At 66.4% G+C, this 20697-nt stretch carries 24 protein-coding genes; 9 read left to right on the top strand and 15 right to left on the bottom strand.

Translation table 11 applies throughout. The features are described 5' to 3' along the window. Window positions 1-66: 66 nt before the first annotated feature. Together yjgA and mog are read left to right on the top strand one after the other, a co-directional pair. Entirely contained in the window at window positions 67-669 is a 603-nt protein-coding gene (gene yjgA, locus KU887_RS05410; protein WP_006486826.1) for a ribosome biogenesis factor YjgA, read from the top strand. Next, a complete protein-coding gene (gene mog, locus KU887_RS05405) occupies window positions 653-1261 on the top strand; it encodes a molybdopterin adenylyltransferase (protein ID WP_006486883.1) in 609 nt (202 codons plus the stop codon). The genes yjgA and mog overlap by 17 nt, the downstream gene beginning before the upstream one ends. Before the next feature lie 34 nt (window positions 1262-1295). Here mog and orn read toward each other — a convergent pair whose 3' ends face one another. After that, a complete protein-coding gene (orn, locus tag KU887_RS05400; RefSeq protein ID WP_006486828.1) occupies window positions 1296-1916 on the bottom strand; it encodes an oligoribonuclease in 621 nt (206 codons plus the stop codon). Between the two features lie 125 nt (window positions 1917-2041). On the opposite strand from orn, the gene KU887_RS05395 reads away from it, so the two are divergent. The 3 genes from KU887_RS05395 (at window position 2042) to KU887_RS05385 (ending at window position 4621) form a co-directional block, all read left to right on the top strand. Next, a complete protein-coding gene (locus tag KU887_RS05395; protein WP_006486907.1) occupies window positions 2042-3301 on the top strand; it encodes a M48 family metallopeptidase in 1260 nt (419 codons plus the stop codon). Continuing rightward, window positions 3298-4239: a ribosome small subunit-dependent GTPase A gene (gene rsgA / locus KU887_RS05390; RefSeq protein ID WP_006486937.1), complete on the top strand. Its 942-nt coding sequence runs from the start codon at window positions 3298-3300 to the stop codon at window positions 4237-4239. Before KU887_RS05395 ends, rsgA begins: the two co-directional genes overlap by 4 nt. Before the next feature lie 64 nt (window positions 4240-4303). After that, entirely contained in the window at window positions 4304-4621 is a 318-nt protein-coding gene (locus KU887_RS05385) for a putative signal transducing protein (protein ID WP_011351362.1), read from the top strand. A 77-nt stretch (window positions 4622-4698) separates the two neighbouring features. On the opposite strand, the gene KU887_RS05380 is transcribed toward KU887_RS05385, so the two are convergent. The 6 genes from KU887_RS05380 to rpsP all read right to left on the bottom strand — a co-directional run bounded on the left by KU887_RS05380 (window position 4699) and on the right by rpsP (window position 8828). After that, the gene (locus tag KU887_RS05380; protein WP_006486900.1) at window positions 4699-5637 is read right to left on the bottom strand and encodes a CobD/CbiB family protein; all 939 of its coding nucleotides are present in this window, start codon (window positions 5635-5637) and stop codon (window positions 4699-4701) included. 120 nt (window positions 5638-5757) lie between these two features. Continuing rightward, complete coding sequence (locus KU887_RS05375; RefSeq protein WP_006486824.1) at window positions 5758-6444, bottom strand: CoA pyrophosphatase; 687 nt, start codon at window positions 6442-6444, stop codon at window positions 5758-5760. An 87-nt stretch (window positions 6445-6531) separates the two neighbouring features. After that, a complete protein-coding gene (gene rplS / locus KU887_RS05370) occupies window positions 6532-6924 on the bottom strand; it encodes a 50S ribosomal protein L19 (protein ID WP_006486838.1) in 393 nt (130 codons plus the stop codon). A 133-nt stretch (window positions 6925-7057) separates the two neighbouring features. Further along, window positions 7058-7852 carry a tRNA (guanosine(37)-N1)-methyltransferase TrmD gene (gene trmD / locus KU887_RS05365; RefSeq protein ID WP_006486979.1) on the bottom strand — a complete coding sequence of 265 codons (795 nt, stop codon included), beginning with the start codon at window positions 7850-7852 and terminating at the stop codon, window positions 7058-7060. Between the two features lies 1 nt (window position 7853). Then, on the bottom strand, window positions 7854-8531 hold the full coding sequence (gene rimM / locus KU887_RS05360) for a ribosome maturation factor RimM (RefSeq protein ID WP_006496528.1): 678 nt from the start codon (window positions 8529-8531) through the stop codon (window positions 7854-7856). Window positions 8532-8573: 42 nt separating this feature from the next. Next, a complete protein-coding gene (rpsP, locus tag KU887_RS05355; RefSeq protein ID WP_006476550.1) occupies window positions 8574-8828 on the bottom strand; it encodes a 30S ribosomal protein S16 in 255 nt (84 codons plus the stop codon). A gap of 152 nt (window positions 8829-8980) precedes the next feature. On the opposite strand from rpsP, the gene KU887_RS05350 reads away from it, so the two are divergent. Together KU887_RS05350 and KU887_RS05345 are read left to right on the top strand one after the other, a co-directional pair. Next, window positions 8981-10120 carry a sorbosone dehydrogenase family protein gene (locus KU887_RS05350; RefSeq protein WP_258254988.1) on the top strand — a complete coding sequence of 380 codons (1140 nt, stop codon included), beginning with the start codon at window positions 8981-8983 and terminating at the stop codon, window positions 10118-10120. Window positions 10121-10231: 111 nt separating this feature from the next. Next, window positions 10232-10699 carry an NINE protein gene (locus tag KU887_RS05345; protein WP_006486876.1) on the top strand — a complete coding sequence of 156 codons (468 nt, stop codon included), beginning with the start codon at window positions 10232-10234 and terminating at the stop codon, window positions 10697-10699. A 51-nt stretch (window positions 10700-10750) separates the two neighbouring features. Here KU887_RS05345 and KU887_RS05340 read toward each other — a convergent pair whose 3' ends face one another. Continuing rightward, window positions 10751-11929: a PA0069 family radical SAM protein gene (locus KU887_RS05340; protein ID WP_069352405.1), complete on the bottom strand. Its 1179-nt coding sequence runs from the start codon at window positions 11927-11929 to the stop codon at window positions 10751-10753. 90 nt (window positions 11930-12019) lie between these two features. After that, a complete protein-coding gene (locus tag KU887_RS05335; RefSeq protein WP_012492860.1) occupies window positions 12020-12508 on the bottom strand; it encodes an Lrp/AsnC ligand binding domain-containing protein in 489 nt (162 codons plus the stop codon). Window positions 12509-12654: 146 nt separating this feature from the next. Here KU887_RS05335 and KU887_RS05330 point away from each other — a divergent pair, with 146 nt between their 5' ends. Next, window positions 12655-13941, top strand: a complete 1287-nt coding sequence (locus KU887_RS05330; RefSeq protein WP_034200850.1) for a D-amino acid dehydrogenase — start codon at window positions 12655-12657, stop codon at window positions 13939-13941. Window positions 13942-14167: 226 nt separating this feature from the next. Here the strand turns inward: KU887_RS05330 and KU887_RS05325 are convergent, their stop codons facing one another. The 5 genes from KU887_RS05325 to KU887_RS05305 form a co-directional block, all read right to left on the bottom strand. Next, a complete protein-coding gene (locus KU887_RS05325) occupies window positions 14168-15103 on the bottom strand; it encodes an electron transfer flavoprotein subunit alpha/FixB family protein (RefSeq protein ID WP_006486854.1) in 936 nt (311 codons plus the stop codon). Between the two features lie 16 nt (window positions 15104-15119). Next, window positions 15120-15869: an electron transfer flavoprotein subunit beta/FixA family protein gene (locus KU887_RS05320; protein WP_006496532.1), complete on the bottom strand. Its 750-nt coding sequence runs from the start codon at window positions 15867-15869 to the stop codon at window positions 15120-15122. Window positions 15870-16097: 228 nt separating this feature from the next. Next, complete coding sequence (locus KU887_RS05315; RefSeq protein WP_059721535.1) at window positions 16098-16892, bottom strand: MetQ/NlpA family ABC transporter substrate-binding protein; 795 nt, start codon at window positions 16890-16892, stop codon at window positions 16098-16100. 28 nt (window positions 16893-16920) lie between these two features. After that, a complete protein-coding gene (locus tag KU887_RS05310; protein WP_006486982.1) occupies window positions 16921-17574 on the bottom strand; it encodes a methionine ABC transporter permease in 654 nt (217 codons plus the stop codon). Next, a complete protein-coding gene (locus tag KU887_RS05305) occupies window positions 17564-18598 on the bottom strand; it encodes a methionine ABC transporter ATP-binding protein (RefSeq protein WP_012492862.1) in 1035 nt (344 codons plus the stop codon). The genes KU887_RS05310 and KU887_RS05305 overlap by 11 nt, the downstream gene beginning before the upstream one ends. A gap of 216 nt (window positions 18599-18814) precedes the next feature. Between KU887_RS05305 and KU887_RS05300 the strand changes: the two genes are divergently transcribed. Beyond that, window positions 18815-19723 (top strand): alpha/beta hydrolase, encoded by a 909-nt coding sequence (locus tag KU887_RS05300; protein ID WP_006486872.1) that lies wholly within the window; start codon window positions 18815-18817, stop codon window positions 19721-19723. Window positions 19724-19751: 28 nt separating this feature from the next. On the opposite strand, the gene KU887_RS05295 is transcribed toward KU887_RS05300, so the two are convergent. Next, window positions 19752-20675 carry a histone deacetylase family protein gene (locus KU887_RS05295; protein ID WP_006486840.1) on the bottom strand — a complete coding sequence of 308 codons (924 nt, stop codon included), beginning with the start codon at window positions 20673-20675 and terminating at the stop codon, window positions 19752-19754. Window positions 20676-20697: the final 22 nt, after the last annotated feature.

Below are 20697 nucleotides of genomic sequence, written 5' to 3'. Positions count from 1 at the left end.
CATAGCAAGGTCCGGGGCCGGACACAGACAAGCTTGGGGTGTCCGCGCCGCGATACAATGCGGCCCATGACACGCAAAACCCGAATCCAGCCGATCGAACATGCCGTCGAGGACGACGACAATGGCTACGATCGCCCCAGCAAATCCCAGTTGAAGCGCGAAATGCACGCGCTGCAGGAACTCGGCCAGGCGCTCGTCGACCTGCCGAAGGACGCGCTCAAGCGCATGCCGATGCCCGAAGATCTCGCCGACGCCGTGCGCGAGGCGCGCCGGATCACCGATCACGAGGGCAAGCGCCGCCAGCTCCAGTACGTCGGCCGCGTGATGCGCTCGCTGACCGACGACGAAACGGCCGCGCTGCGTACCGCGCTCGACGCGCAACGCGGCGTGAACAAGGCCGCGACAGCCCGCCTGCACTGGATCGAGCGCACGCGCGAGCAGCTGCTCGCGAGCGACGACGCACTGACCGAATTCCTGCGCCAGCACCCCGACGCCGACATCCAGGAAGGCCGCACGCTGATCCGCAACGCGCGCAAGGAAGCGCAGCAAGGCAAGCCGCCGCGCTATTTCCGCGAGCTGTTCCAGTGGATCAAGGCCGCGGGCGGCGCATCCGACAGCGACGACGAAGCGGCCGGCGACGCCGGAGACGACCATGACGACGAAGCGTAACCACCCGGACGAACTCGTGGTCGGCCTCGTGTCGATCAGCGACCGCGCGAGTACGGGCGTCTACGAAGACAAGGGCATTCCGGCGCTGCAGGAATGGCTCGCCGGCGCGCTGGTTTCGCCGTGGCGCGCCGAAACGCGCCTGATCCAGGACGATGCGCCGACGATCTCGGCCACGCTGACCGAGCTCGTCGACGTCGCCGGCTGCGACCTCGTGCTGACGACGGGTGGCACCGGCCCCGCGCGCCGCGACGTGACGCCGGAAGCCACGCTGGCCGTGGCGACGAAGGAAATGCCGGGATTCGGCGAGCAGATGCGGCAGATCAGCCTGAATTTCGTGCCGACCGCGATCCTGTCGCGGCAGGTCGCGGTGATCCGAGAAACGGCCGACCATGCGGCGCTGATCATCAACCTGCCCGGCCAGCCCAAGTCGATCCGGGAAACGCTGGAAGGGCTGCGCGATGCCGACGGCAAGCCGACCGTGCCCGGCATCTTCGCCGCGGTGCCCTACTGCATCGACCTGATCGGCGGCCCGTATGTCGAGACCGACGCCGCGGTGGTCGCGGCGTTCCGGCCGAAAAGCGCGCGGCGCTGAGCGTTTGCCGGGCGCTGCGCGCGTGCCGGCCCGCTCACGCGGCCGGCGCGGATTCCCCTGCCGACACCGACGCGGCCGGAATCAGGAAATGCTCGCGGTAATACTTCAGCTCGTCGATCGATTCGTGGATGTCCGCGAGCGCAGTGTGCATCGCCCGCTTCTGGAAACCCTTGTAGATGGCCGGCTGCCAGCGGCGGCACAGCTCCTTGAGCGTGCTGACGTCGAGGTTGCGGTAGTGGAAGAATCGCTCGAATTCCGGCATCCAGCGCGCCATGAAGCGGCGGTCCTGGCAAATCGAGTTGCCGCACATCGGCGACTTGCCGGGCGACACGTACTGCGCGAGGAACGCCTGCAGTTGCGCGGCGGCGTCCGCCTCGGTCACGGTCGATGCGCGCACGCGGTCGATCAGGCCCGAACGGCCGTGCGTCGACTTGTTCCAGTCGTCCATCTTCGCGAGCGTCTCGTCGCTCTGGTGGATCGCGAACACCGGGCCCTCGACGGCAATGTCGAGCGTGGAGTTGGTCACGACGACCGCGATCTCGATGATGCGGTCGTTATCCGGGTCGAGGCCCGTCATCTCCATGTCGAGCCAGACGAGGTTCAACTCGTTGCGCACGAGCGCGGGCTGGCTGGCGGAAGCGGCGGTATCGGTCATGATTCATCCTGGAAAATGGCGGACCGGGCGCGCCGATGCAGCGCCGCCCGGGCGGCCGGCATCGCATCAGCGGGGCCGGTCCGCAAGAACATATAATTCTCGCATAGAACCCTTTGGCGCCTTCGATGTCACCCTTTTCGTTCACCCTGCTGTTCGCGCTCGCCGTACTCGCGATGGTCGTCACCAAACTGTGGCTCGCATCGCGGCAGATCCGCTTCGTCGCCGCGCACCGTAACGGCGTACCCGCGCAGTTCAGCGCCACCATCCCGCTGACCGCCCACCAACGCGCGGCCGACTACACGGTCGAGCGCACCCGGCTGACGATGCTCGAGATCGTCGTCAGCGCGGCCGTGCTGGTCGGCCTCACGCTGCTCGGCGGCGTCGGCGCGCTCGACACGCTGCTGACCGGCTGGCTCGGCCGCGGCTACGGGCAGCAGGTCGCGCTGGTCGCCGCGGTGCTCGTGATCACGAGCGTGATCGACGTGCCGTTCGAGTATTACCGCCAGTTCGGGATCGAGCAGCGCTTCGGCTTCAACCGGATGACGAAGCGGCTGTTCTTCACCGACATGCTGAAGAATTCGCTGCTCGGCGCCGCGCTCGGCCTGCCGCTGCTGTTCGTCGTGCTGTGGCTGATGAACCAGGCCGGCAGCCTGTGGTGGCTGTGGACCTGGATCGTGTGGGTCGCGTTCCAGATGCTCGTGCTGCTGATCTACCCGACCTTCATCGCGCCGCTCTTCAACAAGTTCGAGCCGCTGAAGGACGACGCGCTGCGCGCGCGCATCGAGTCGCTGATGAAGCGCTGCGGCTTCGCGGCCAAGGGGCTGTTCGTGATGGACGGCAGCCGCCGCTCCGCGCACGGCAACGCGTACTTCACGGGCTTCGGCGCATCGAAACGGATCGTGTTCTTCGACACGCTGCTCGCGCGCCTGTCCGGCCAGGAGATCGAGGCCGTACTCGCGCACGAACTCGGCCACTTCAAGCGCCGCCACGTGATGAAGCGGATGCTCGTGTCGTTCGTGCTGAGCCTCGTGCTGCTGGCGCTGCTCGGCTGGCTCGCGCAGCGCACGTGGTTCTATACGGGGCTCGGCGTCACGCCGTCGCTCGACACCAGCAACGCGGGCGCCGCGCTCGTGCTGTTCTTCCTCGCGATTCCCGTGTTCCTGTTCTTCGCGACGCCGTTCAGCAGCCTCACGTCGCGCAAGCACGAATTCGAGGCCGACGCGTTCGCGGCCAGCCAGACCGACGCGCAGGATCTCGTCAGCGCGCTCGTGAAACTCTACGAGGACAACGCGTCGACGCTGACGCCCGACCCCGTCTACACGGCCTTCTACTACTCGCATCCGCCGGCGTCGCAGCGGATCGACCGCCTGCTGCAACACGCATGAGCCGGCCGACCTCCCGCAAGCCGGCCCCGCGCGCGTCGAGCGCGCAACGGGCCGAAGGCCGCGTGATCGCGGCGCACGGCCGCCACTACATCGTCGCCCCCGACGACGGCGGCCCGATGCTGCAATGCTTCCCGCGCGGCAAGAAGAGCGACATCGCGGTCGGCGACCGCGTCGCGTACGAACTCGCGTCGGCCGACCAGGGCGTGATCGTGGAAATCGGCGAACGGCGCAACCTGCTGTACCGCTCCGACCAGTTCAAATCGAAGCTGTTCGCCGCGAACCTCGACCAGTTGCTGATCGTGCTCGCGACCGAGCCCTATTTCAGCGAGGATCTGCTCGGCCGCGCGCTGATCGCCGCCGAAGCGAACGAGCTGAAGCCGCTCGTCGTGCTGAACAAGATCGACGTCGAGGCCGCGCTGCCGGTCGCGCGCGAACGCCTCGCCCCGTACCGCGCGCTCGGCTACGACGTGCTCGAGCTGTCGGTGAAAGGCGCGCCGGACGATGCGCGCGCGCAGCTGATGCCGCACCTCGCCGGGCATTCGACGATCCTGCTCGGCCAGTCCGGGATGGGCAAGTCGACGCTCGTGAACCTGCTCGTGCCCGACGCCGAAGCCGCAACCCGCGAAATTTCGGCCGCGCTCAACAGCGGTCGTCACACGACGACGTTCACGCGCCTGTACCCGCTGGAAGGCGGCGGTGCGCTGATCGATTCGCCGGGCTTCCAGGAATTCGGCCTCTACCACCTGACCGAAGGCCGCCTCGAGCGCGCGTTTCCGGAATTCCGGCCGCTGCTCGCGGACTGCCGTTTCTATAATTGTCATCATCTGCACGAGCCCGGCTGCGCGATCCTCGAAGCGGTCGCCGACGGCCGTATCGCGCCGTCGCGGCACGCGCTGTACGCGCAGCTCGTGCACGAGGCGAGCCAGATCGTCCGCTGACCGCGCGACGTGCACGACGGCCGGCCGGCGCCAGCCGGGCCGGCTTTCATCGACAGGAGCCGCGATGCGTTTCAAGGCACCCGACCTCGCGACCGCGCAGCATTGGGCCAACGTGCTCCAGGTAGCCGGCATCGGTTGCGAGCTGCACAACTGCTACGCGACCGGCGCGCTCGGCGGCCTGCCGGCCGATGCGTGCACGCCCGAGCTGTGGCTCGACGACGAACGTGACGACGCGCTCGCCCGCCGGCTCCTCGACGCCGCGTCGCACGGCCCGTCGGCGGGCGCGGCGCCCTGGCGCTGCCGGCAGTGCGGCGAAGCGCTCGAAGCGCAATTCACCGCGTGCTGGCAATGCGGCGCCGTGCGTGACCCGCTCGATGACTGAATGCACCGCGCTGACACACAGCGAAAAGGCCGGCATCGAGCCGGCCTTTTCATTTCATCGCGCGTCAGGCTGCCCCGTCACGACACCCAGACGGCGAGCGTCAACATCAGCAGCAGGATCATCCACAGAATCACCGCACGCCATACGAGACCGACCGCCGACTGCAGCGTGCGCGGCGTGCAATCGTCACCAACCGTCAACGGGCCGCTGTCGCCGACTGCCAGCGCATCGAGGCTCGACGGTTCCGCGAGCGGCCCTGCGAGACGCGCGCCGAGCGCCCCGCTGCCGGCGGCCAGCAGTACGCCGTCGTTCGGGTCGGGCCACTGGCGCGTGTGATTGCGCCACGCGTAAATCGCATCCTCGAAATTGCCGACGATCGCGAAACCGAGCGCCGTCAGTCGGGACGGAATCCAGTCGATCACGAAGAACGCACGCTGCGCGAACGTCGAGAACGCGGCCGTACGGTCGTCGCCCGGCGTCGCCCAGCTGCGCGCGAGATATTCGGAAATCCGGTACAGCACGGCGCCGGCCGGGCCAATCGGCAGCACGTACCAGAAGAACACGCCGAACACGTGGCGATGCGACGCGACGACCGCATGGATCAGCGTATGGCGGACGATTTCACCCACCGGCATGTCGACCGTGTCGATGCCCGTCCATTCATGGAGGATTTCACGCGCGCGCGGCACGTCGTCGTTGTTGAGCGCGAGGTGGATGTCGGTGAAGTAGTGGCTGAACTGGCGGAAGCCGAGCGTGAAATACACGACGGCGACGTTCCACAGGAACGCGAGCACGAAGCTCACCTTGTACAGCAGGAAATAGATCAGCGCGACGATCAGCACCCACGGCAGCACGACCGCGAGCCATGCGAGGATCCCGTGCTTCTGCTTGCCGGCGTCGAGGCCATGCGCGACGGTTTCCGCATGAAACTGGAACAGCGCGAATACCGGATTGCTCGGCGACAACGCGCGGACCTGTTCGATGATGAGAGCGAGGAGAACCGAAAAGAAAGTCATGCGTGGCGCCGTCTTCGGAGTTATGTCATTTTTTGCATAACGATAGCACAGCGTCAGCCGCGCATGGCTGCCGGCGCGGTCGCCCGGCAGCCGGTCGCGCGCGCCAGTCGGCGCGCCCGCCTAGCCGGCGGCCAAGAAGCGATACAGATTGCGAAACATGCCGGCAGTTGCGCCCCAGATGAAGTAATGCCCGCCCGGTTCGCCATTCGGATAGGGCATGGCAAAAAAACGACGCTCGCCGCCTTCCCACCGGAACACGCGGACCTGATGGTTCGCGGGATTCATCACGAACGCGAGCGGCACTTCGAAAATCTCGGCGACTTCGAACGTATCGGCCTGCACGGTAAACGGCGGATGCACGAGGCCGACGACCGGCGTCACGCAGAAGCCCGTGCCGGTCAGGTAGTCGGGCAGCGCGCCGAGAATCTCGACGCGTTCGGCGGCCAGCCCGATCTCTTCCTTCGCCTCGCGCAACGCGGTGGCGGTCGCATCGCGGTCGAACGGCTCGCGACGGCCGCCGGGAAAGCTGATCTGTCCGGCGTGGTCGTTCAGGTGATCGGCGCGCTGCGTCAGCAGCACGGTGAGGCCTGACTCGCGGACGACGAGCGGCACGAGGACGGCCGCGCTACGCGGATCGACGCCCTCCTGCAGCCTCGCCTCGCCGGGCTCGACGCTCCATTCGAGCGTGCGCGCAAAACGTTCGCGCAGGCCGGACGGCGTCATCAGCCGGGAGTCGATGACGGGCAGGCCGGCGCCGGTGCCTTCGACCGGCAAGACTTCGGGATCGATGATGGGGCGGCGATTCAATGGGGCTCTCGGGTTCGTGTCGTATCGAGCATATTGTCGCGCCAGAATGAAAAAAGCACCCGGTTGGGTGCTTTTTCCTTACAGCTCTTACTCTTGGGAAGCTGCTGCGGCGCGATCCTTCGACACCAGCTTTTCCTTGATACGAGCCGACTTGCCCGAACGCTCGCGCAGGTAGTACAGCTTCGCACGACGCACATCACCGCGACGCTTCACGACGATGCTTGCCAGCAGCGGCGAGTACGTCTGGAACGTACGCTCGACGCCTTCGCCCGACGAGATCTTGCGAACGATGAAGTTCGAGTTCAGACCACGATTGCGAATCGCGATCACGACGCCTTCGTAAGCCTGAACGCGCTTGCGGTTACCTTCAACCACGTTCACGTTCACGATCACCGTGTCGCCCGGGGCGAAATCGGGGATCGTCTTGCCGGCGAGCGCGCGCTCGATTTCTTCCTGCTCAAGTTTTGCGATCAGATTCATTACTGACTCCTTATGCCATCGTGTCGGCGTTGGCACCCGCCTGCTTCCAGGCCTGGCCCCGATAGAGGATGGATTCACATCAGGCACCGTACACGCATGTACGGCACCGCCAATTCCCGCTCGCGCAGCCGCCTCAGGAGGCGTCCTTCGCTTCGCGTGCGAGGTTCGCAAGCCACGCCTCGTCGGCCCGGCTCAACAACTTTTCGCGGCGCGCCCGGACGATCAGGTCCGGCCGCTTCCGCAACGTATTCCTCAATGCTTCCTGACGCCGCCACTTCTCGATCTCGGCATGATGCCCGCCGAGCAACACGTCCGGCACGCGCACGCCGTCGTATTCCTCGGGACGCGTGTAGTGCGGACAATCGAGCAGACCATCGGCGAAGCTGTCCTGCACTGCCGACAGCGAATCGTTCAGCACACCGGGCAGCAACCGCACGACTGCATCCATCATCGCCATCGCCGGCAGCTCGCCGCCCGACAGCACGAAATCGCCGAGGCTGATTTCCTCGTCGACGCAACGGTCGAGCAGGCGCTGATCGATCGCTTCGTAACGACCGCACAGCACGACGACGCCGGGTTCCTGCGCCATCCGCACCGCGCGATCATGCGTGAGCGGCGCGCCTTGCGGCGACATCATCACGACGCGCGTGCTCGCGATGCCCTGCTCCGCCTGTGCCGCTTTCGCGGCATCGATCGCGGCTTCGAGCGGCCTGGCCAGCATCACCATGCCCGGACCGCCGCCGTACGGACGATCGTCGACCGTGCGGTAGTTGTCCGTCGTGAAATCACGCGGGTTCCAGGTGCGCAGCCCGAAGCGCCCCTGCTTGACGGCCCGGCTGGTGATTCCCCAGTCGGTCAGTGCGCGGAACATCTCGGGAAAGAGCGTGATGACGTCGAACTGCACCGCGCTCTCGGTAACCTGGTTCATTTCAGTAATCGGCTTCCCAGTCGACGACGATGCGACGCGCCGCCTGATCCACCGTTTTGACGTAGACGCCGACGAACGGAATCAACCGCTCGTCGGTGGTCGGCCGACCGTCTTTGCCGGTCGCCGGATACTCGACACGCATGATCGAATGCACGCCGTTGTCGATCATCCCGCTCACCTTCCCGAGCGCCACCGATTGCTCGTTGACGACCTCGAGACCGATCAGGTCGACCCAATAGAATTCGTCCGCGGCCAGTGCCGGGAAATCTTCCCGGCGCACGAACACGCGAAAGCCGCGCATGGACAGCGCAGCATCGCGGTCGCTGACGCCCGCGGGTTGCGCAACGACAGTATCGCTGTGCGTCTTCGACTGCATGATGCGGACGGAAAGCCGCTCCGCACCGCGTTCCAGCCACCAGCGACGCGCATTGAGCAGCGCGTCGCCACCGCGACCGGCATCGGCATGCGCCGCCACCTTGACCCAGCCTTTCAGGCCGTAGGCGTCGACCACCGCCCCGACCTCGACGGCATCGTCGGGCCAGGTTTGCGTCGCGTCGAGGCCGCCTGGTTCGGCAGCCTGACCGGCGTTCGCGACCATGTCGCGCTCGACCGGTTTGCGGACGAATGCGCCGAATGACGCCCGCCCGCGCCTTGCATTACCGGAATCGTGACCCGCCATCAATGCACCTCATAGCCGGCACGACCGGCACACCGTGCCATGTTAGGCAGCCGGTTGCGCCTTTTGCGCTTCCTTCACGAGACGCTGGACGGTCGGCGACAGTTGCGCGCCAACGCCTTGCCAGTACGTCAGGCGATCCTGAGCGATACGCAGCGATTCGCCCTTCGTGGCGACCGGGTTGTAGAAGCCGACGCGCTCGATGAAGCGGCCGTCACGACGGTTGCGCGAATCGGTAGCAACGATGTTGTAGAACGGGCGCTTCTTCGAGCCGCCACGAGCCAGACGGATGATAACCATATGATGTCCTTCGGGAAAACCGGGTTCGAAACTACTGAAACACGCGATTATAGCCGGAAACCAGAGGTACAACAAACACTTACGCGTAAAAATCCGCGGACGGCCCGTCCGCCGGGCCTACAATCGTCGTGTCCAGGACGCTCCCGACCGTCATGTTGCCCCTTCGCGCCGCCCTCGTGCGCCGCGCACGGCGCCCATTCGCGGCGCTGCTTGCCGGCCTTGCCTGCTCCATGTCCGCGCCGGCGTTTACCGCGCCGCTGCCGGTGAACGAACTCGTCGTGCCGCCCGGCTTCCACGTGGACGTGCTGACGGACGCCGTACCGGCCGCGCGCGAAATGGCGTGGTCGCCGCGCGGCATCCTGTATGTCGGCACACGAGACGGCCGCGTCCACGCGTTCGTCATGCACGAGGGCCGGATCAGCGCGCGCTACGTCGTCGCGTCCGGGCTCGACATGCCCGTCGGCGTCGCCTACCGCGACGGCGCTCTCTATATATCCGCCGTGTCGCGCATCGTGCGCATCGACCATATCGACGACCGGCTCGCCAGACCGCCCGCCCCTGTCGCGGTGACCGACGCGCTGCCGACCGACCACCATCACGGCTGGAAATTCATCGCGTTCGGCCCCGACGGCAAGCTGTACGTGCCGACCGGCGCACCGTGCAACGCCTGCCTCGCCGATCGCAACCGCTACGCGATCATCGCGCGAATGAACGCCGACGGCAGCGGACGCGAAGTGGTCGCCCGCGGCATACGCAATACGGTCGGCTTTGCATGGCACCCCGATTCGGGCGAGCTGTGGTTCACCGACAACGGGCGCGACATGATGGGCGACGACGTACCCGACGACAAGCTGAACCGCGCGCCCCGCGCCGGCCTCGACTTCGGCTTTCCCTACTGCCACGGCGGCGATACGCCCGACCCCGAATTCGGCAGCGCCGACGTCTGTCGCCGTTACGTGCCGCCCGTCCTGAAACTCGGCGCGCACGTCGCGGCGCTCGGGATGCGCTTCTATACCGGGCCGATGTTTCCGGCGTCGTATCGCAATAATGTCTTCATTGCCGAACACGGCTCGTGGAACCGCAGCACGAAGGTCGGCTACCGCGTGATGCGCGTGGTCGTCTCGGCGGACGGCAGCCATGCACGCCAGACGCCGTTCGTTACCGGCTGGCTGCGACCCGACGGCACGGTATGGGGACGCCCGGCCGATGTACTGCCGCTGCCGGACGGCTCGCTGCTCGTCAGCGACGATTACGCAGGCGCGATCTATCGCGTGACCTATGCGGCACCTTGACGCGGGCGAGGGGTGACCGGGCCCGACCGGGCATCGTAGAATGCGTGCCGGGCCGCGCGCCCGCGCCGGCCTGCCGGCCCCGCCCATGCCAACGACAAGACGCCGCCATCCATGTCCAGCAGCACCGCATCGCCCCGCCGCTTCCGCTCCAAGACGCTCACCGCCGCCCTCGCGTTCCTGCTCGGATCGCTCGGCGCGCACCGCTTCTATCTGTACGGCTTTCGCGACGTGTACGGCTGGGCCCACCTGCTCGCGACGATCGTCGGCATCCCGGGCTTCCTCCTGCTCGCGGCTACCCAGCGCAGCGCCGGCCTCGGCTGGTGGCTCGCGGTCCCCGGCGCAATCTCGCTGCTGGCGGCGTTCCTCGCCGCACTCGTCTACGGGCTGCGTCCCGACGAAAAATGGGATGCGCAATTCAACGCGGACACCGGCAAGCACAGCAAGTCGGGCTGGACCGTGATCTTCGTCGTGATCTTCTCGCTGCTGATCGGCGCGTTCCTGTTGATGACCGCGCTCGCGCTGTCGTTCCAGACTTACTTCGAATCGCAGGTCGAAGCAGCCAAGCAGATTTCGCAGTAAGCACCACCGATACGGTCGATACGGCACACCGGCAACCGTATCGCTCGTCCATCAGAACAGGTTCAACTGCATGTCGTCGCGCGGCTTCGCGCCGGCTGAGCGAACCGCAACACGCGGCGCCGGCACCGCAGCGGCCGGCGCACCGCTGAACCGCGACAGATCGAGAATGCCGTTCGTGCGCTCGTTCAACCCGAGCCGCTTGACCGCCTGACGGAAGCGCTGCCGCAACAGGTCGGCCCAGATCCCCTCGCCCTTCATCCGTTTCGAGAAATCCGAGTCGTAATCCTTGCCGCCGCGCATGTCGCGCACGCGGTTCATCACGCGCTCCGCACGATCGGGAAAATGCGCGGCAAGCCAGCTCTTGAACAGCGGCGCGACCTCCCACGGCAACCTCAGGATGATGTAGCTCGCATGCGTCGCACCGGCTTCCGCGCACGCCTCCAGCACGCGCTCCATGTCCGGCTCGGTCACGAACGGAATCACCGGCGCGATGCTCACGCCGACCGGCACGCCCGCATCGCGCAGCGCGCGGATCGTGCGCAACCGCCGCGCCGGCGTGGCCGCGCGCGGCTCGAGCGTGCGCGCGAGTTCGGCATCGAGCGTCGTGATCGTGACCGCCGCCATCACCTGCCCGCGTTCGGCCATCGGCGCGAGCAGGTCGAGATCGCGCTCGATCAGCGACGATTTCGTGATCGCCGCGAACGGCAGCCCGCGATCGTGCATCACCTGGACCACGCTGCGCGTGATGCGCAGGTCGCGCTCGACCGGCTGGTATGCGTCGGTGTTGACGCCGAGCGCGATCGGCTCCGGCACGTAGCGCTTGCGGGAAATCTCGCGTTCGAGCAGCTCGGCCGCGTTCACCTTCGCGTAGATGCGGCTTTCGAAATCGAGCCCCGGCGACAGCCCGAGATAGCTGTGCGTCGGCCGCGCGAAACAGTAGATACAACCGTGCTCGCAACCGCGATACGGATTGAGCGACACGCTGAACGGAATATCGGGCGACTGGTTGTGCGTCAGGATGCTCTTCGCCCGCTCCTCGAATACCTGCGTGCGCAGCGGCGCGGGGAAATCGGCATCGTCGGACTCGTGCGTCCAGCCGTCGTCCACCGCTTCGCGCTGCGCGAGTTCATACCGCCCCTGCAGGTTGTCGACCGCACCGCGCCCCTTGCGGGGCACGGGCGGCGCTATCGGAAATTCGTTGTCGGACCGATCGTCCATGTGCCCACCCATTCGCCTGCGCCCAATACTGTACATTTATACAGTATTGGGCGCAGCATGCCAAGGGCGGGATAAAGGGCCCGACAACGGGCCGCCGGCACGTCATTCGCCGACGGCGATCGTCAGCGTTTCCTTGATTTCTTCCATCACGACGTAGCTCTTCGACTGCACGGCGCCGGGCAACTGCAGCAGGATGTCGCCGAGCAGCTTGCGGTAGTCGGCCATCTCGCCGATCCGCGCCTTGATCAGATAGTCGAAATCGCCGGAGACGAGATGGCATTCGAGCACCTCGTCGATCTTCATCACTTCCCGGCGGAATTGCTCGAACATGTTGCCGCCCTTGTGGCCGAGCGTGATCTCGACGAACACCAGCAGCGCGGCGCCCAGCTGGCCCGGGTCGACCCGCGCGTGATAACCGGTGATCACGCCGTCGCGCTCCATGCGCCGCACACGCTCGATACACGGCGTGACGGTCAGGCCGACCTGTTCCGCAAGGTCTTTCATCGCCATCCGGCCGTCGTCCTGGAGCAGTTTCAGGATGCGTCGGTCGAGCTTGTCGAGCGAGCGTACGGGCTGACGTTGCGTTCTCATTTGTTTATGCTGAAAACCGAAAAAATACGATAACAAAAACTGCACATTCGACAATACCATAGCTCAAAAAACTAGATCAGCTAGAGGTTACACGGAGCCGCAGGGTGCGCCCGGCCTCAACCTGGTCCCTTCCATCTGGAGCAGCTATGCGAGTCGTCATTCTGGGCAGCGGTGTGGTGGGCGTGGCAAGCGCGTATTACCTCGCGCGCGCCGGCCATGAAGTCACGGTGATCGACCGGGAAGCCGGCCCGGCGCTGGAGACGAGCTTCGCGAACGCAGGCCAGATCTCGCCCGGCTATGCCGCGCCGTGGGCCGCGCCCGGCGTGCCGCTGAAAGCCGTCAAGTGGATGTTCGAAAAGCACGCGCCGCTCGCGATCCGCCTCGACGGCACGCGCTTCCAGCTCCAGTGGATGTATCAGATGCTGCGCAACTGCACGGCCGAGCGCTATGCCGTCAACAAGGGCCGCATGGTCCGTCTCGCCGAATACAGCCGCGACTGCCTGCAGGCGCTGCGTGCCGATACCGGCATCCAGTACGAGGGCCGCACGGGCGGCACGCTGCAACTGTTCCGCACGCAGCAGCAGCTCGACGGCGCGGCGAAGGACATCGCCGTGCTGCAGGAAGCGAACGTGCCGTTCGAACTGCTGTCGCCGGCCGAACTGAAAAAGGCCGAACCGGCGCTCGCCGCCGTCTCGCACAAGCTGACGGGCGGCCTGCGCCTGCCGGGCGACGAAACGGGCGATTGCCAGCTGTTCACGACGCGCCTCGCCGCGCTCGCCGAATCGCTTGGCGTCAAGTTCCGCTACAACACGCCGATCGATGCGCTCGCGATCGCGGGTGGCAAGATCGCCGGCGTGCAGTGCGGCAGCGAGACGGTGCGCGCGGACGCGTACGTCGTCGCGCTCGGCTCGTACTCGACGAGCTTCATCTCGAACCTGATGAAGATTCCGGTCTATCCGCTCAAGGGTTATTCGATCACCGCGCCGATCGTCAACGAAGCCGCCGCGCCCGTGTCGACCGTGCTCGACGAGACCTACAAGATCGCGATCACGCGCTTCGACCAGCGCATCCGCGTCGGCGGCATGGCGGAAATCGTCGGCTTCGACAAGAAGCTGCGCGCGGCACGCCGCGAAACGCTGGAGATGTGCGTGAACGACCTGTTCCCGGGCGGCGGCGATACGTCGAAGGCGACGTTCTGGACGGGCCTGCGCCCGATGACGCCGGACGGCACGCCGATCGTCGGCCGCACGCCGGTGTCGAACCTGTTCCTGAACACCGGCCACGGCACGCTCGGCTGGACGATGTCGTGCGGCTCGGGCCAACTGCTCGCGGACCTGATCTCGGGCAAGATGCCCGCGATCCAGGCCGACGACCTGTCGGTGCATCGTTACCTGAAGGACGTGCCCGGCCAGACGCGCCCGGCATACGCGTAAGTCGGAACGGCCCGCGGCGATGCGGGCCCGTTGCATCAGCGAGAAAGGCGCCCGAGGGCGCCTTTCTCTTTTGGGCGACTGCGAGCGTGCGAGCGCCGCTCGGCACGAGACGATCGCGGATCGTCCAGGCGCACGCCGCTCGCGCCTCTTCCGCGATGACACAACAAAAAGGGGCGCTCGTCGCGCCCCTCTTCTCGTGTGCTTACCGCTGAAGCATCACACCGCGTCAGCCGAGCTCGGTCACGAGTTCCGGCACGAGCGCGAACAGATCGCCGACGAGGCCGTAATCGGCCACGCTGAAGATCGGTGCTTCGGGATCCTTGTTGATCGCGACGATCACCTTCGAATCCTTCATGCCGGCCAGGTGCTGGATCGCACCCGAAATGCCGACCGCGATGTACAGCTGCGGCGCGACGATCTTGCCGGTCTGGCCGACCTGGTAGTCGTTCGGCACGTAGCCGGCGTCGACTGCCGCGCGCGATGCGCCGAGCGCTGCCGACAGCTTGTCGGCCAGCGGCTCCAGCACCTTCGTGTAGTTCTCGCCGCTGCCCAGACCGCGGCCGCCCGACACGATGATGCTCGCCGACGTCAGTTCCGGACGGTCCAGCTTCGTCACTTCGCGGCTCACGAACTGCGACTTGCCGGCGTCGGCCGCCGCTTCGATCTTGTCGACCGCCGCGCTGCCGCCTTCCGCCGCCACCGGATCGAAGCCCGTTGCACGCACCGTGATGACCTTGATCGGGTCGCTCGACTGCACCGTCGCGATCGCGTTACCCGCGTAGATCGGGCGCTCGAACGTGTCGGCCGAATCGACTGCCGTGATGTCCGAGATCTGCGCAACGTCCAGCTTCGCCGCGATACGCGGCGCGATGTTCTTGCCGTAGGCCGTCGCCGGCGCGAGGATGTGCGAGTAGTCCTTCGCGATGTTCAGCGCAGTCGCTTCGACGTTTTCCGCCAGGCCTTCGGCCAGTTGCGGCGCGTCGGCCAGCAGCACCTTCGACACGCCTGCGATCTTCGCTGCAGCGTCTGCCGCCGCCTGCGCGTTGTGGCCCGCGACCAGCACGTGGATGTCACCACCGATCTTCGCTGCCGCCGCCACCGTGTTCAGCGTCGCGGCCTTGATCGACGCGTTGTCGTGTTCTGCAATCACCAGAATCGTCATTTCTTTCCGCTCCCTCTTACAGCACCTTGGCTTCGGTCTTCAGCTTCTCGACCAGCGTCTTCACGTCCGGCACCTTCACGCCGGCTGCGCGCTTCGGCGGCTCGACCACCTTCAGCGTCTTCAGACGCGGCGCGACGTCCACACCGAGGTCTTCCGGCTTCACGGTTTCCAGCGGCTTCTTCTTCGCCTTCATGATGTTCGGCAGCGTCACGTAGCGCGGCTCATTCAGGCGCAGGTCGGTCGTGACGACCGCCGGCAGCGTCAGCGACAGCGTTTCCGCGCCGCCGTCGACTTCGCGCGCCACCGTCGCCTTGCCGTCGGCCACCGTCACCTTCGACGCGAACGTCGCTTGCGGCAGGCCTGCCAGCGCGGCCAGCATCTGGCCCGTCTGGTTCGAATCGTCGTCGATCGCCTGCTTGCCGAGGATCACGAGCTGCGGCTGTTCCTTGTCGACCAGCGCCTTCAGGATCTTCGCGACGGCCAGCGGCTCGACGCTGTCGTTCGACTCGACGAGGATCGCGCGATCCGCGCCGATCGCCAGCGCCGTGCGCAGCGTTTCCTGCGCTTGCGTGACGCCCACCGACACCGCGATCACTTCGGTCGCGACACCCGCTTCCTTCAGGCGCACGGCTTCTTCAACGGCGATTTCGTCGAACGGGTTCATCGACATCTTCACGTTCGCGATGTCGACGCCCGTGTTGTCCGACTTCACGCGGACCTTCACGTTGTAATCGACCACTCTTTTCACTGGCACCAGGATTTTCATGCACACGCTCCAAAGTTACGAATACGACCAGAGGCCATTTTATAGCGAGGCCTCATGACTGCGCGGCCAGGCGGACCCAACCATGATGGTTGTCGAGGATACCGCTTCTTGGCGACGCGCCAATGATAGCGAACGGTCGTTCTATTTTAAAAGAGAAAAAACCCGGACGCAAAGCCCGGGTTTTCGATCATCGACTCTAATCCCGCCGGGCATCCCGTGCTTCGCCCGTTACCAGGCGGCGATGACCGCGCCGCCGAACTTGCCTTCGATGAACTGCTTCACGTCGGCCGAGTGATACGCCGCAATCAGCTTCGCGACCCACGGCTTGTTCCGGTCCGTCTCGCGAATCGCGAGGATGTTCGCGTACGGACCGTTCGGGCCCTCGATCGCGATCGCGTCCTGTTTCGGCTTCAACCCCGCTTCCATCGCGTAGTTGGTGTTGATCGCGGCCGCGTCGACGTCGCCGAGCGAGCGCGGGATCTGCGCCGCGTCGAGCTCGACGATCTTCAGCTTGCGCGGATTGTCGACGATATCGAGCGGCGTCGCCTTCAGCCCCGCATCCGCGCGCAGCTTCAGCAGCCCCTGCTTCTGCAGCAACAGCAGCGCGCGACCGCCGTTGGTCGGATCGTTCGGAACGGCGACGCGCGCGCCCGGCTTCAGCTCGGCCAGCGACTTCACGCGCTTCGAATAGATGCCCATCGGGAACGTGACGGTATCCGCGACCTTGATCAGCTTGTAGCCGCGATCCTTCACCTGCGCCTGCAGATACGGATCGTGCTGGTAGCTGTTCGCGTCGAGGTCGCCCGACGCGAGCGCGGCGTTCGGCTGCACGTAGTCGGAGAATTCGACGATGCGGATCTCCAGGCCGCCCTTCGCCGCGACCTGCTTCACCACTTCCATGATCTGCGCGTGCGGGCCGCCCGTCACGCCCACCTTGATGGTTTCGGCCCGGGCGTGCGCGCCCGCGAACAGTGCGGCCGCGCCCAGCGCCGCGGCAAATTTCAGCATGAAGCGTCGTTGCATCGTGTCTCCCCTATCGGATCGGTCTGTCTTATTTGTGGCTCAGCCGGCGCACCAGCCAGTCGCCGAACGATTGCACGATCTGCACGAACACGATCAGGATCGCGACGACCGTCCACATCACTTCCGGCAAATAGCGCTGGTAACCGTAGCGGATGCCGAGATCGCCGAGGCCGCCGCCGCCGATCGCACCCGCCATCGCCGAATAGCCGACCAGCGACACGAACGTGATCGTCAGGCCCGCGACGACGCCCGGCAGCGATTCGGGCAACAGCACCTTGAATACGATCTGCGACGTGGTCGCGCCCATCGATTGCGCGGCCTCGATCAGCCCGCGGTCGACTTCGCGCAGCGCCGTTTCGACGAGACGCGCGATGAACGGCGCGGCCGCGAGCGTCAGCGGCACGACCGCCGCGGCCGTGCCGATCGACGAGCCGGTGACGAGCCGCGTGAACGGAATCACCGCGACCAGCAGGATGATGAACGGCGTCGAGCGGACGGCGTTCACGATGCCGCCGAGCACGCGATTCACCGCGAGGTTCTGCAGCACGCCCTGGCGATCGGTCAGGTAGAGCAGCACGCCGAGCGGCAGGCCGACGAGCGCGCCGACCGCTCCGGAGATGCCGACCATGATCAGCGTCTCCCAGAAGGACTGCACGAACATATCGAACATCTCACTCAACATACGAAAGCTCCTCTACCACCACGCCTTGCTCGCGCAGGAACGCGAGCGCCTGCCCGACCTTGCCCGGCTCGCCGCCCGCGAGCACCGCGAGCGAACCGAATGCCTGCCCCTGGATCTCGTCGATCTGGCCATGCAGGATGTTGAAATCGAGTTCGTACCGGCGGATCGTCTCCGACAGGATCGGCTGGTCGACCCCCGAGCCCGTGAAGGCGAGCCGCAGCAGATGGCCGCTGCCCGTCTTCAGCCGCTCGGCCACGCGCGCCTTCAGCGCGGGCGGCAGCTCCTGCGCGATCACGTCGCCGATCAGCGCGCGCGTCACTTCGTGATGCGGCTGCAGGAACACGTCGATCACGCGACCTTCCTCGACCACGCGTCCCGCATCGAGCACCGCGACGCGATCGCAGACCTGCTTGATCACTTCCATCTGGTGCGTGATCAGCACGATCGTCAGGCCGAGCTCGCGGTTGATGCGCTTCAGCAGGTCGAGGATCGAACGCGTGGTTTCGGGATCGAGCGCGGACGTCGCTTCATCCGACAGCAGTACCTTCGGCTGGCTCGCCAGCGCGCGAGCGATGCCGACGCGCTGCTTCTGGCCGCCGCTGATCTGCGATGGATAGCGATCCTTCTGCGCGGACAGCCCGACCAGATCGAGCAGCGGCAGCACGGCGGCTTCGATGTCGGCACGGCTCGCACCGGCCAGTTCGAGCGGCAGCGCGACGTTGTCGAACACCGTGCGCGACGACAGCAGGTTGAAGTGCTGGAAGATCATGCCGATCTCGCGGCGTGCCTCGCGCAGCGCACCGGCCGACAGCAGCATCAGGTCGCGCCCGCCGACGACGACATTGCCTTCGTTCGGCCGCGTGAGCAGGTTGATGGTGCGCACGAGCGTGCTCTTGCCGGCGCCGCTTCGGCCGATGATGCCGAACACCTCGCCTTGCGGGATCGTCAGGTTGACGTTGCGCAGCGCATCGACCCAGCCGCCCGGGCCGGGGAAACGCTGCGAGAGATTGCGTAATTCGATCATGTAAACAAAACGGCGGCCGGCCGGCGAGTTGGCCCGCCAGTCGGCCGCCGATGCATCTGGAATAACCGGCGATTTTACCGCAAACCCCTCATTCCCCTTAATAATCGATTTCGATCTTTTCATAACCGGACGAAATTAGAGGGGCGCCGCTGGGCTCGCGCGGGAAGGCCGCGTCTATGATCCGGAACACCGACCAACGAACAGGGGACACGCCAGATGAGTATCACCACCACGCCGGCCGCCGCACCCGCCGCCACCGGATCGGCACCCGCGCCGCGCATGGGCCGGCTGCGTACCGCGGACGGGCTCGAATTGGCGTCGTACCGCTGGCCGGCCGGCGACGGCACCGCGCCGCCGCGCGCGACGATCGCGCTGGTGCATGGCCTCGCCGAACACGCGGGCCGCTATGCCGCGCTCGCCGGCCGGCTGAATGCAGCCGGCATCGACGTGCTGGCGATCGATCTGCGCGGGCATGGCCAATCGCCCGGCAAACGCGTGTGGGTCGAGCGCTTCGACGGCTACCTGAACGATGCGGATGCGCTGGTCGCCGAAGCCGCGCGTGGCGATGCGCCGCTGTTCCTGATGGGACACAGCATGGGTGGCGCGGTCGCGGCGCTCTATGCGATCGAACGCGCACCGGCCCGTGGCCATGGGCTGACAGGCCTCGTGCTGTCGAGTCCGGCGCTCGCGCCGGGGCGCGACGTGCCGCGCTGGATGCTTGCGGTCAGCCGCGTCATCAGCCGGGTGTGGCCCACGTTCCCCGCGATCAGGATCGATGCGGCGCTGCTGTCGCGCGATCCGGCCGTCGTCGCCGCCAATCGCGCCGATCCGCTCGTGCATCACGGCGCGGTGCCCGCCCGCACCGGCGCGGAGATTCTCGACGCGATGGCGCGCATCGAAAATGGCCGCGGCGCGCTGCGGGTACCGGTGCTCGTCTATCACGGCACCGAGGACAAGCTGACCGAACCCGACGGCAGTCGCGCGTTCGGCGCGCGCGTCGGCTCGCCCGACCGTACGCTGACGCTGTACGAAGGCGGTTTCCACGAAACGATGAACGATCTCGAACGCGATCGCGTGATCGACGCGCTGATCGCGTGGATTCATGCGCGCGTGCCGGCGCACTGAACACGCCGGCCCGCCGGTCAAGCGGAAATCAGATCCCGGCCAGCACGCGCAGGTGCGCGACTACGCTGCGCCCGAGCGCGGACAGGTTGTAGCCGCCTTCGAGGCAACTGACGATGCGGCCCTGCGCATGCCGGCGCGCCACGTCGACGATCTGCGCGGTCAGCCATTCGAAGTCGGCTTCGACGAGGCCGAGATTGCCGATGTCGTCCTCGCGATGCGCATCGAAGCCGGCCGACACGAACAGCATCTGCGGCTTGAACGCGTCGAGACGCGGCAGCCAGAACATGTCGACCGCTTCGCGGATCGCCATCCCGTTGCTGCGTGCGGGCATCGGCAGGTTGACCATGTTCGGCGCCTGATGATCGACGCCCGAGAACGGATACAGCGGATGCTGGAAGAAGCTGCACATCAGCACGCGCTCGTCGTTCGCGAACGCCGCCTCGGTACCGTTGCCGTGATGCACGTCGAAATCGATGATCGCGACACGCTCGATGCCGTGTACGTCGAGCGCATGCCGCGCGGCGATCGCGACGTTGTTGAAGAAGCAGAAGCCCATCGCGCGCGCCGGCTCCGCATGGTGACCGGGCGGACGGACGCCGCAGAACGCATTCGCATAGCGGCCTTCGATCACCGCGTCGGTCGCCGCGATCGCCGCGCCGGCCGCGCGCAGTGCCGCGCGCCACGTGTCGCGATTCATCAGCGTATCGGGATCGATCTCGACGTAACCGTCGACCGGCGTCATGCTGCGGATGTAGTCGATGTGCGCCTGCGTATGCACGCGGCCCAGCGCGACCTCGCTCGCGAATGGCGCGGTTTCGTGCACGATCAGGTCGTCGATGCGGCTCGCAATCAGTTGATCCTGGATCGCCGACAGGCGGGCCGGACATTCCGGATGCCATTCCCCCATCTCGTGCAGCATGCAGTCGGGGTGCGTGTAGAAAGCGGTTGCCATAAGCTGTCATCCGCGGCGCACG

Origin of the sequence: Burkholderia sp. EMB26 (assembly GCF_024730645.1) — a bacterium.
GTDB lineage: Bacteria > Pseudomonadota > Gammaproteobacteria > Burkholderiales > Burkholderiaceae > Burkholderia > Burkholderia cenocepacia.
Note: the sequence above shows the minus strand (reverse complement) of the source record. Positions and strands in the feature narration are given on the sequence as shown.